The 9,852-nt window shown below is 70.4% G+C and carries 10 protein-coding genes; 7 read left to right on the plus strand and 3 right to left on the minus strand.

Annotated elements, in window-relative coordinates; translation table 11 throughout:
- Positions 1 to 5: 5 nt before the first annotated feature.
- Positions 6 to 1,148 (plus strand): OpgC domain-containing protein, encoded by a 1,143-nt coding sequence (gene opgC, locus AC3WQR_RS24410; RefSeq protein WP_492697241.1) that lies wholly within the window; start codon positions 6 to 8, stop codon positions 1,146 to 1,148.
- A 47-nt stretch (positions 1,149 to 1,195) separates the two neighbouring features.
- A complete protein-coding gene (locus tag AC3WQR_RS24415) occupies positions 1,196 to 2,008 on the plus strand; it encodes a hypothetical protein (protein ID WP_492744221.1) in 813 nt (270 codons plus the stop codon).
- Here AC3WQR_RS24415 and AC3WQR_RS24420 read toward each other — a convergent pair whose 3' ends face one another.
- Genes AC3WQR_RS24420 through AC3WQR_RS24430 form a run of 3 tightly spaced genes read right to left on the minus strand, consistent with a single transcriptional unit; the run spans position 2,009 to position 4,176 of the window.
- Positions 2,009 to 2,785, minus strand: a complete 777-nt coding sequence (locus AC3WQR_RS24420) for an SGNH/GDSL hydrolase family protein (protein WP_492744224.1) — start codon at positions 2,783 to 2,785, stop codon at positions 2,009 to 2,011. It abuts the gene before it with no gap.
- Between the two features lie 46 nt (positions 2,786 to 2,831).
- Entirely contained in the window at positions 2,832 to 3,584 is a 753-nt protein-coding gene (locus AC3WQR_RS24425) for an anti-sigma factor (RefSeq protein WP_492744226.1), read from the minus strand.
- Between the two features lie 16 nt (positions 3,585 to 3,600).
- Complete coding sequence (locus AC3WQR_RS24430) at positions 3,601 to 4,176, minus strand: RNA polymerase sigma factor (protein ID WP_492744228.1); 576 nt, start codon at positions 4,174 to 4,176, stop codon at positions 3,601 to 3,603.
- Between the two features lie 187 nt (positions 4,177 to 4,363).
- On the opposite strand from AC3WQR_RS24430, the gene AC3WQR_RS24435 reads away from it, so the two are divergent.
- From AC3WQR_RS24435 to AC3WQR_RS24455, 5 genes are all read left to right on the plus strand, one after another.
- A complete protein-coding gene (locus AC3WQR_RS24435; RefSeq protein WP_492744231.1) occupies positions 4,364 to 4,924 on the plus strand; it encodes a DUF3455 domain-containing protein in 561 nt (186 codons plus the stop codon).
- Between the two features lie 97 nt (positions 4,925 to 5,021).
- Positions 5,022 to 5,561, plus strand: coding sequence for a hypothetical protein (locus tag AC3WQR_RS24440; RefSeq protein WP_062474331.1), 540 nt, complete (start codon positions 5,022 to 5,024; stop codon positions 5,559 to 5,561).
- A gap of 22 nt (positions 5,562 to 5,583) precedes the next feature.
- Positions 5,584 to 6,885 (plus strand): hypothetical protein, encoded by a 1,302-nt coding sequence (locus AC3WQR_RS24445; RefSeq protein ID WP_492744235.1) that lies wholly within the window; start codon positions 5,584 to 5,586, stop codon positions 6,883 to 6,885.
- Positions 6,886 to 6,956: 71 nt separating this feature from the next.
- Positions 6,957 to 9,149 carry an ATP-binding protein gene (locus AC3WQR_RS24450; protein WP_492744238.1) on the plus strand — a complete coding sequence of 731 codons (2,193 nt, stop codon included), beginning with the start codon at positions 6,957 to 6,959 and terminating at the stop codon, positions 9,147 to 9,149.
- Positions 9,146 to 9,766 (plus strand): response regulator transcription factor, encoded by a 621-nt coding sequence (locus AC3WQR_RS24455; RefSeq protein WP_056572153.1) that lies wholly within the window; start codon positions 9,146 to 9,148, stop codon positions 9,764 to 9,766. Before AC3WQR_RS24450 ends, AC3WQR_RS24455 begins: the two co-directional genes overlap by 4 nt.
- Positions 9,767 to 9,852: the final 86 nt, after the last annotated feature.

Raw genomic sequence — 9,852 nt, forward strand, 5'->3', positions numbered from 1 at the left:
ACCGAATGAAACGCTACTGGGAAATAGACGCCTTGCGCGGGCTGATGCTCGTGCTGATGACCGTCACCCACCTGCCCACGCGGCTGACCGATCCACTGGGTCAGCCTTTCGGCTTCGTGTCGGCCGCCGAGGGCTTCGTGTTGCTGTCGGCCTTCGTGGCGGGGCTGGTCTACAGCCGCATTGGCCACGTGCGCGGCGTCGACTCGATGCGCCAGGCCTTCTGGCGGCGCGTGCTCAAGGTCTACCTGTGCCAGGCGGCGATCCTGCTGTTTTTGTTCACCGTGATCGCCGCGCTCGGCGTGCACATCGACCAGCCGGCGGTCAAGAACCTCGTGTCGTACTACCTGGCCGAGCCGCGCGACGGCTTTTTGTTCGGGCTGCTGCTGATCTACGAGCCGCCGCTGCTGGACATCCTGCCGATGTACATCTTCTTCATGCTCATGAGCCCCTGGGTGCTGGCCTTCGCCATGCGCCACGGCTGGACGCTCGTGATGGTGGCCAGCGCCACGGTCTGGGCGATGGCGCAGTTCGGGCTCAGCGAATGGGTCTACGGACTGGCGGTGCGTTACCTCGGCGTGCCGGTGCCGTTCCACGAGATGGGCGCCTTCAACACCTACGCCTGGCAGTTCCTGTGGTTCGCCGGCCTGTGCCTGGGCGCCAGCCGCAACGCGCCCGACGCCCGGCCGCTGCGCTTTCCGGCCTGGCTGCTGGTGCTGGCGGCGGGCATCGCGCTGTACGGTTTCTACTGGCGCCACACCGGCATCAACGGCCAGGCGCCGTTCGGCGGCGATGTGGAAATGAACCTGCTGTTCGACAAGTGGCAGCTCGGCCCGCTGCGGATCGTGAACCTGGTGGCGCTGGGCATCCTGGCGGTGCGCTTCGGGCCCTGGCTCATGCGCAAGATCCCGCGCCTGCACTGGCTCGAAGCCATGGGCTCGGCCTCGCTGCCGGTGTTCTGCGCGCACCTCGTGGCGGTGCTGCTGGTGCTGGCCTTCTACGGCGACAACCAGATGGCGCGGCCCTGGTGGGGCGACGGCCTGCTGCTGGCGGCGGTGTTCGCGGGGATGTACTTCGTGGCACGCTTCACGCGCGGCGCCGACGTACCGCCGCCGGCGGACGATGTGCCTTCGGAGCCCGCGCCGGCTTAGACGGCGGCTGGGTGCGCCGCTCGATTTTTGAGAAGAGGGAGAGGGCGATGATCGATTCCATTGTTTGGCAACGTGCACTGGCGGCCTGCGTGCTGGCGTGGGGGGCGGCGGCGCAGGCGGCCTTGCCGCAGGCAGCGCAGCAGGACGTGCAACGGCGGCTGGATTGCTACGGCGCCGCCAACCCATCGGCCTGCGAAATCACGCTGGCCGACAGCGGCACCCCGTTCGGCCGCGTGTTCCGCGGCTCGGCGCTCCTGCTCGGCTCGGAGGTCGATGCCGCGACCCGTGCCCGGGCGATGGAAGACCTCCGCTCGGCGGCGGAGGAAGGCTATACGCCGGCCTATGAATCTCTCGCGGTCTTTCTCAGGCGCGGTGCCGGTCGAAGCGAGAGCCTGCAATGGCGCTGGCTGGCCGCTGAGCACGGCCACGCCGCTGCGGCGAAACATCTGGGCGGAAGCATCGACTTCGACGGGACAGACCGCCAATCGGCGGCCGACCGGATGTTCCTGTCGTGGGTCCACTGCCACCCGGCCTCCTTCGACAGCGACGGTCCCGTGATGAGCGAATTGAACACGGCGCGCAAGGCCTCACCGGGCACGGACCTGACGCAGGTGATCGCCCAGGTCCACGCGAAACGGCTGAACGAAGCCAAGGCCAGGGCCGAGAACTTCCTGCACGGCTGCGTGCCGGGCGCCTACTACCTGGCCAGCCTGTCGCTCGACGACCAGGCCTGGGTGCGCAAGACGGTGCGCGCCCGCATGGCGCAGACGCTGAAGAACATCAAGGAGGCGGTGCGCAAGTTCCCCGACCTGGAGCTGCTCACGCTCCCCGAATACCAGGACCTGCTGCCGCCGCCCTGATCAGGGCGCGTTGGAAGGCGAGGTCGGCACCGCAGGCGGCATCGGCAGGTGCGGCGCCACCACCGACTGCCACAGCCGGTAGCCCTCGTCCGTCAGGTGCAGCCGGTCGCCGCGGAACAGCTCGGGGCGCGGGCGGCCGTCTGCACCGAGCATCGGCGTGTGGATGTCGATGTACTCGCTGTTGGGCAGCAGGTTCAGGTAGGCCGAGATCACGTGGTTGGTCTCGCGGATCTGCGGCATCAGCTGCTCGCGCGACGGGCTGGGCTTGACCGAGATGAAGCTGATGCGCACATCGGGCAGCTCGGCGCGCACCGCGTTGGCAAAGCGCGCGAAGCTGTCGAGCACCTGCAGCGGCGTGCGGCCTTCGGCCAGGTCGTTGTCGCCCGCATAGAGCACCACCTGCCGGGGCTTGTAGCGCACCACGAGGTCCCGTGCGAACAGGGCGCAGTCGGCCAGCGTCGAGCCGCCGAAGCCGCGGTTGACGATGCCACCCGGCACGCGGGAAAAGTCCTGCGACAGGCGCGTCCACATGCGCACCGTGGAGCTGCCCACGAACACCACGCCACCGGGTTGCGGAAAGCGCTCCTGGTCGGCGCGCGCGAAGGCGGCCAGCTCGTTGTGCCAGCGGGCCTTGGCGGCGAGGTATGCGGAGGCGGTGTCGGCGGCCGCGGCGCCGTCGGCTTCGTAGGGGAAGGCGGCGGCCGCGGTCTGGGCCTGGGCGGTGAAGGCGGCGGTTGCCAGCAGCAGGGCGGCGGTGGCCGCCAGCGCGGATTTCATCGAAGGCATCGGAAAGAGAACGGAAGCGGAGAAATTCAGGACAAGGTCAGAGCATTTTTTCGATCAGCGGCCCATGGAACAGCACCGGCCCGGTCGGGCCGCCCGCGCTCGGCACGCCGCCCTTGGGCTCCAGGCTGATCGCCAGCGCCGGCACGCGCACATCGGATTCCGAGGCGGCCAGCCGCAGCGCCGGTGCATTGTCCAGCACGCCGAGCGAGCGCGGCGCGCCGCCGGGCGGCAGGGCCCACAGCTGCAGCGACTTGTCGGCGCCTTCGCGGAAGCTGCCCACGCGCTGCAGCACGAGCTGCTTCTTCTTCGGGTCGAAGGTCACGAGCATGGAGGCGGCGGCCTTGTCGTCGGACAGCACGGCCACGTACTGCACGGCGGGCGCGTTGATCAGCTGCTCGCGCAGGTTCAGGCCCACGCCCACGGCCAGCACGGCCACGAGCGCGCCGGCCGCGGCCGCGCCGCGCCACAGCGCGAGGCTGCGCAGCCAGCCGCCCGTCGATGCAGACGCAATGGGCGCGGCGTTGTCGCGCTGCCGCGCGAGGGCCTGCTGCGCCTGCTCGGCGTCGATCAGGTTGCGGATGCGGGTCCAGACGGCCGGGTCGGGCGCGACGGGTTGCTGCAGCTCGGTCATGCCGGCCAGCCGGCCCTGCCAGACCAGCGCGGCGGCGCGCACGGGCGCCTGCTCGCGCGCCAGGGTTTCGAAGCGGCGGCGGGCGCCGCCGCGCAGCGTGCCCAGCGCATGGCTGGCGGCCAGCAGTTCGAGCAGTTCGGGGTGGGCAAGGAGGTTCATGGGGCGGGTCTCGTGATCAGGCGAAGCGGCCCATGCAGGTGCGCAGCTTGTCGAGCCCGCGCCGGATCCAGGTCTTCACGGTGCCCAGCGGCAGCTTGAGCTGCTCGGCCAGCTCGCTGTGGCTCATCTCGCGCAGGTAGGCCAGGCTGACCACCTCGCGCTGGCGGCCCTCGAGCTGGCTCAGGCACTGGTGCAGCGCCCAGGCCTGCTCGCTCGCATCGGCCATGTCGGCCGGGTTGGGCGTGTCGGATTCGAAGGTGTCGGCCATCAGCTCGTCGAATTCCTGCGTGAGCTGGGCGCGGTCGGCGGTGCGGCGGCGCAGCAGGTCGAGCGAGCGGCTGCGCACGATGAGCCCCAGCCAGGCCAGCGGCGGACTCAGCGAGGCGCGGTAGTCGCCGGCCACGCGCCAGACGGTGAGGAAGGACTCCTGCAGCACGTCTTCGGCCCACTCGCGCTGGCGCACCACGCGCATCGCCAGGCCCATGAGGCGGGGCGCGGTGCGGTCGTACAGCTGCCGCAGGGCGGCTTCGTCGTGATGGCCGATCCGGTCGATCAGCGCCATCAGTTCGGCGTCGGGGCTGGGTGCGGTCATCGGCGGATTGTGGGGCATCGGTGCGCATGTCCGAGGTACGGCCCGGCGGTGCGGGCGGATTCAGCGCGACCGGTCTGAATCCAACAGCCCTCGGGCTGCGTACAGGGGGCAGGGGGGCGTCGACATGCAGAACTCCAGACGGCGGCTCTTTCTCTTTCACCACCGATCCGACACCGAGGAAACGACCATGCACATCCGCACCCTGACCGTCCTGGCCTCCACCACCGCAGCGGCGCTTGGCCTGGCCGCCTGTTCCGGCATGGGCGCCCAGCCCCTGCCGGTGTTTTCGCAGGCCAGCCTGCCCGACGCCGTGAAAGTGCCCGCCGGCCACCGCGTGGCCATGGAAACCGTGGGCGCGGGCGACATCACCTACGAGTGCCGCGCCAAGGCCAACGCGCCGGGCGAGCACGAATGGGTCTTCGTCGGCCCCGACGCCAAGCTGATGGACCGCGCCGGCAAGCAGGTCGGCAAGTACTACGGCCCGCCCGCCACCTGGGAGAACGCGGACGGCTCGAAGGTCACGGCCACGCAGGTGGCGGTGGCGCCGAACGGCACCGGCAACATTCCCCACCAATTGGTGAAGGCCAACCCCGCCACCGGCATGGGCGTCATGCAGGGCGTGAGCTACATCCAGCGCGTCGCCACGCAGGGCGGCGTGGCCCCCGCCGCCGCCTGCGGCGCCACGAACATGGGCCAGAAACAGGTCGTGAAGTACCAGGCCGACTACATCTTCTACCGCGCCAGCTGACGCGTTAAGCGCCCTCATCCCGCCGCCGTTTGGAAACATTCGGCAACGTATACTGCGCCGCAAAACGGAGCGGGACCGCGTGCGCGCGGGGGCGGGAATGAAGCAAATTGCGATCGTGATCGCGCTCTGCGTGGGCGCGTGGTATTTCTTTATCGGCGGCCGCAAGCTCGACGAGGCGATGGCGCGCGACTACTACCGCAAGGAAGCGCACGCCATCTATTCGCGCGATGCGCAAGCGCTGTGCAAGCAGCTCAGCCGCAAGGCTGTGATCGAGAGCAAGGTCACGATGATGGGCCGCACCGTCGAGAGCAGCCACAACCGCGAGGAAGCCTGCGAGGCGGTCGAGAAGACCTTCGAGCTGTTCCGCACCGTGGGCGACCGCATGGGCGGCATCCTCACCATCGAGTACGAGTACCACATCGACGCCGTCGAGGTGGCCACCGACCGCAAGAGCGCCATCGTCACGGGCACCAGCGTGCTCAAGATGGGCGAGGCCGCGCTCCAGTACAAGACCAGTTTCAGCCAGCGCCTGGAGCGCGAGCTCGGCCAGATGCGCCTCGTGCATTCCAGCGACGCCACGGTCGTGCGCATGGGCGGCGCGGGCGCCATGAGCCAGAGCGACTTCTTCCGCAAGTAGCCGCAGCACCCCAGGCCCCGCCATGATCGACCGCGACTCCCTGCCGCCGCCTCCGCCGTTCTGGCACCGCCTCAACAGCTTCTTCGCCTTTCCGCTCCAGCTGCGGCCGCTGGCCTACGGCCTGGTGCTGTCGTTCTGCAGCCTGCTGTTCGAGGCCGTGTTCTTCCTGCCCGATGCGCTGGCCTTCATCGTCATCGAGGTCGGCATCATCCTGGCGGCCAGCCGCTACGGCTTCAAGGTCATTGCGCTGGGCGCGCGCGGCATCCGCGACTCGGCTGATTTCGGACGTGAATCGAGCGACGAGTGGACCTACCTGCCGTGGAAGCTCTTCGCCATCTCGCTGGTGCAGACGATGCTCATCGGCTGGCTCGCCTGGTACGAGCCGGTGCTGGGCACGGTGGGGCTGTTCATCATGTCCTTCACCTTCCCGGCGGCGGTGATCGTGCTGGTGCAGTCGGGCAGCTTCTTCCAGGCCATGAACCCGGGCTACGTGATGGACGCGATGCGCACCATCGGCTGGCCCTATGCGCTGCTGTGCTTCTTCCTGTTCCTGCTGAGCACGGGCGCGCAGGTGGCGATCTCGATGGTGCTGCCGGTGTTCGACGGACGCATCGTGCTGCCGATCGTCAACTTCGCGTTCATCTACTTCGGCTGGGTGATGGCCAGCCTCCTGGGCTACGTGATGTACCAGCACCACGACGCCTTCGGCATCGACCTCGTGCCCGGCGCGGGCGCCGACATCGGCGCGCCGGTCGACCGCCGCACGCCCGCGCAGATCGCCGCGCAGCGCACCGACGCCGAGGTGGCGCAGTGCATCACCGACGGCGACCTGGCCGCCGCACTGGGCATTGCCTACGAGGCGCAGCGCACCGCCGACGCCGACGACCTGGCCGCGCAGCGCCGCTACCACCGCGTGCTGGCGCTCATGCCCGAGAAGAAGGACACGCTGTTCGACCACGCGCGCCGCTTCATTCCCCTGCTGATGCGGCGCGACCTCGCATCGGACGCGCTGAAAGTCTTCAAGGCCTGCCGCGCCATCGACAAGACCTTCGTGCTCGACGACCCGGCGATGGTCATCGCGATGGCGCGCGCCGAATGGCGCGGCGGCGACGCGCACGGCACGCTGGCGCTGCTGTCGGGCTTCGACAAGCGCTTCCGCGGCCACGCGGCGATCCCGCAGGCCTACGAACTCGCGGCCCGCGTGCTGGTGCAGGGGCTGGGCCGCACGGACATGGCGCAGCCGATCCTGACCACGCTCGAGGCCCGCTACCCCGAGAGCGAGCAGACGCAGGAAGTGCGCTGGCTGCTGCGGCCGGCGGCCTGAGAGAGGGCCGGCCCGCGGATCAGGGCAAAATTCCGCACGCCGCGCCGGCCGGACCTGCGGACCTGCCTCCCATGCCGCCCCTTTCGCCCGAACCGTCCCTTCCTGCTCCCTCATCTTCTGCATCGCCGGCGCGTTCCCGCCGCCGCGCGCTGGCGGCCTGGGCGGGCGCCGTGGCGCTGGCGCTGCTGCTGATCGCCGTGGCCGGCCAGTGGGCCGCGCGGCGCGAGGCGAACTTCCAGGCCGACTCGATCCGCCGCGCCATGGAAGTGCACGTGCTCGGCCTGCGCGACGCCGCCGGCAAGTACGGCTACCTGCCGTTCACCGCCGGCATGCACCCCGACGTGCTGGCCGTGCTGGCCCACCCGCAGGACCCCGCCGCGCGGCAGCGCGCCAACCACCACATCGAGGAAGTGAACCGCCTCGCGGGCTCCGACGCGCTGTACCTCACCGACCCGCAGGGCCTCACGCTGGCCGCGAGCAACTGGGCCACGCCGCAGAGCTTCGTGGGCGAGTCGTACGCCAACCGGCCGTACTTTCTCGACGCGCGGGCCGGGCGGCGCGGCCTGTTCTACGGCGTGGGCCAGACCACGGGCGAGCCGGGGCTGTTCATGTCGGCGCCGGTGCGCGCCGAGGGCGGCGGCGAGGTGCTGGGCGTGGTCACCGTCAAGGTCAGCCTGCGCCAGCTGCACGACGCCTGGGCCTTCGTGCGCGATCCGATTTTGCTGACCGATGCGCGCGGCATCGTGTTCCTGAGCTCGGTGCCGGGCTGGATGTACCAGGCCACGCGGGCGCTGAGCCCCGCCGACCTGGCCGGCATCGAGCACGACCAGCAGTACGGCACGCGCACCCGCTTCGCGCCGCTGCCCTGGCGCGTCGAGCACATCGAAGGCGCGCCGGGCTACCTGGTGCGCACCACGGTCGGCGGCAAGGCACGCCGTTTTCTCGCCGTCGACGAGCCCTTGCCCGACCTGGGCTGGACCCTGACGGTGATGGCCGACCACGCCGAAGTCACCCGCGCGCGCGAGCGCACCTGGATGCTCGGCCTGCTGGGCGCCGGCGTGCTGTTGCTGGGCGCGCTGTACTGGCGGCTGCGCGAGCGCCGCTTCGCCGAGCAGCGCGACGCGCGGCGCGACCTGGAACTGCGCGTGCGCGAGCGCACCCACGAGCTGGACCAGGCCCACGCCTTCCGCAAGGCGATGGAAGACTCGCTGCTGGTCGGCATGCGTGCGCGCGACCTGCAGGGCCGCATCATCTACGTCAACCCGGCCTTCTGCGAGATGACCGGCTACGGCGCCGACGAGCTGCTGGGGCGACTGCCGCCGTACCCCTACTGGCACCCCGACGACGTGACGCAGCACTGGTTCCACTACGAGGCCATGATGAGCGGGCAGCCCACGCGCTCGGGCTTCGAGTCGCGCCTGCGGCACCGCGACGGGCACGAGGTCATCACCATGGTCTACACCGCGCGGCTCATCGACGCCGACGGCCGCCACAGCGGCTGGATGAGCTCGGTGGTCGACATCACCGAGCAGAAGCGCGCCGAGCTGCGCCAGCGCCAGAACGACGAGCAGCTGCAGCACGCGCAGCGCCTGGCCAGCCTGGGCGAGATGGCCTCCACGCTGGCGCACGAACTCAACCAGCCGCTGATGGCGTTGAGCAACTTCGCCAGCGCCGCCAAGGCCTTCGCCGCGCAGGGCAACCAGCCGCTGCTGGCCAGCAGCCTCGACGAGACCGTGGCGCAGGCCAAGCGCAGCGCCGAGATCGTGCGGCGCATCCGCGGCTTCGTGCGCCAGCGCACCGCCGGCACCGAGGACTGCGCGGTGGCCGCGCTGGTGGCCAATGCGCTGGCGCTGCTGCAGGGCGAGATGCGTCAGCGGCAGGTGCGCGCCGAGGTGCGCATTCCGCCCGCGCTGCCGCCCGTGCGCGGCGACCGCGTGCTGCTCGAGCAGGTGCTGCTGAACCTGCTGTCCAACAGCCTGCAGGCGATGCAGCAGGGCACGCCGCCCGAGCGGCGCGTGGTCGAGGTCGAGGCCGAACTGCGCGAAGGCCGTGTGCACATCCGCATCGCCGACCACGGCCCCGGCATCGACGCTGCGCTGGCCGAGCAGGTCTTCGCGCCCTTCTTCACCACCAAGGCCGGCGGCCTCGGGCTGGGCCTGAACATCTGCCGCACCATCGTGGAGGCCCACCGCGGCCGCTTGTCGTTCGCCGACCGACCCGGCGGCGGCACGGTCTTCACCCTCGAACTGGAGGCTTCCCCGTGAACGCACCCCTGCTTGCCAACCACCTGTGCGTCGTCGACGACGACGAGGCCGTGCGCCGCTCTCTGGGCCTGCTGCTGCTGTCGCGCGGCCATGCGGTGCAGGCCTTCGCCTCGGGCGAGGCCTTCCTGGCCGGTGCCGACCTGCAGCGCCCGGGCTGCGCCATCCTCGACCTGCGCATGGAGGGCATGAGCGGGCTGCAGGTGTTCGACGCGCTGCGCGCGCAGGACAGCCCGCTGGTCGTGATCTTCCTGTCCGGGCACGGCGACATCCCGATGGCGGTCGAGGCGGTGCAGAACGGCGCCTTCGGCTGGCTGGAAAAGCCCTGCAACGACGAGCGCCTGCTCGACAGCATCGCCAAGGCGTTGCAGAAAGCCGAAGAGATCGCCGTGCGCCGCCAGGCCCGGCAGGCCGCGCAGGCGCTGTGGGCCAAGCTCACGCCGCGCGAGATGCAGGTCGCGCGGCTCGTGGCCGAGGGGCTGCCCAACAAGCGCATCGCGCAGGAACTCGCGCCGTTGGAGCTGCGCACGGTGGAAACGCACCGGGCGCACATGTTCGCGAAGCTGGGCTTTTCGAGCAGCCTGGAGCTGGATCGCTTCCTGCGCGAGCACGGGTTGTAGGTCTGTTCGGGGCGCGTGCCCAGGCCACCGGGTACTTCCCTCCGCGAATGTCCCCCGGCCTGCGGCCTCCTCCTTGATTTCGCTGC

The sequence above is a fragment of the Variovorax sp. FW305-3-2-15-B-LB1 genome (assembly GCF_058787635.1).

Excerpts from the sequence above, each read along its gene's own strand:
- opgC (WP_492697241.1), top strand. The coding sequence starts at position 6 with ATGAAACGCTACTGGGAAATAGACGCCTTGCGCGGGCTGATGCTCGTG.
- AC3WQR_RS24415 (WP_492744221.1), top strand. The coding sequence starts at position 1,196 with ATGATCGATTCCATTGTTTGGCAACGTGCACTGGCGGCCTGCGTGCTG.
- AC3WQR_RS24420 (WP_492744224.1), bottom strand. The coding sequence starts at position 2,785 with ATGAAATCCGCGCTGGCGGCCACCGCCGCCCTGCTGCTGGCAACCGCC.
- AC3WQR_RS24425 (WP_492744226.1), bottom strand. The coding sequence starts at position 3,584 with ATGAACCTCCTTGCCCACCCCGAACTGCTCGAACTGCTGGCCGCCAGC.
- AC3WQR_RS24430 (WP_492744228.1), bottom strand. The coding sequence starts at position 4,176 with ATGACCGCACCCAGCCCCGACGCCGAACTGATGGCGCTGATCGACCGG.
- AC3WQR_RS24435 (WP_492744231.1), top strand. The coding sequence starts at position 4,364 with ATGCACATCCGCACCCTGACCGTCCTGGCCTCCACCACCGCAGCGGCG.
- AC3WQR_RS24440 (WP_062474331.1), top strand. The coding sequence starts at position 5,022 with ATGAAGCAAATTGCGATCGTGATCGCGCTCTGCGTGGGCGCGTGGTAT.
- AC3WQR_RS24445 (WP_492744235.1), top strand. The coding sequence starts at position 5,584 with ATGATCGACCGCGACTCCCTGCCGCCGCCTCCGCCGTTCTGGCACCGC.
- AC3WQR_RS24450 (WP_492744238.1), top strand. The coding sequence starts at position 6,957 with ATGCCGCCCCTTTCGCCCGAACCGTCCCTTCCTGCTCCCTCATCTTCT.